Source organism: Pseudomonas sp. EL_65y_Pfl1_R83 (assembly GCF_963970695.1).
Classification (GTDB): Bacteria; Pseudomonadota; Gammaproteobacteria; order Pseudomonadales; family Pseudomonadaceae; genus Aquipseudomonas; species Aquipseudomonas tritici.
In genome coordinates, this window is sequence record NZ_CAXAQI010000322.1 from 1 (window position 1) to 486 (window position 486).

Sequence of the window (486 nt, forward strand, 5' to 3'; positions counted from 1 at the left end):
CGCAGGGCGGCGGCTCGGCGATTATCGCTGGGCCTGACGGGGTGCAGCAAAGCGTCGGCGTCGGGCAGGAGATCATGCCCGGCGTGCGCTTGAAGGCAGTCGCGTTCGACCATGTCACGATTGACCGGAGCGGCGCGTCTGAAGATCTCTTCCTGGTCCAGCCGGAAACCACGCCAGTCGCCACGCCTGCGCCCGCTGCGCCGCCGCTGGTTGGCGGTGGTCCGACGCGGCCGATGCCTTCGGCTCCCTCGGGGATCACCTTCGCCCAGCTTCGTTCGGACGTTGGGTTCATCCCGCGCATCGATAATGGCCGGGTGACTGGGCTGACAGTCCGATCGCAAGGCAGTGGCATGGCCTTTCGCACTGCGGGGTTGCACGAGGGCGACGTCGTGACCCAGATCGCCGGCAAGCCGGTCGGAGGGACGGGCGATATCGAGCGCCTCGCCGCGCAATTTGCCAAGGGCGGTCTGCTCTCCATCGCGGTGG

Annotated in this window: 1 protein-coding gene; it reads left to right on the forward strand. The window is 68.1% G+C overall.

The window, feature by feature from the left end; all coding sequences use genetic code 11:
- The coding region (locus tag AACY08_RS29095) for a type II secretion system protein N (protein WP_339472534.1) at positions 1-486 on the forward strand (486 nt) is incomplete at both ends.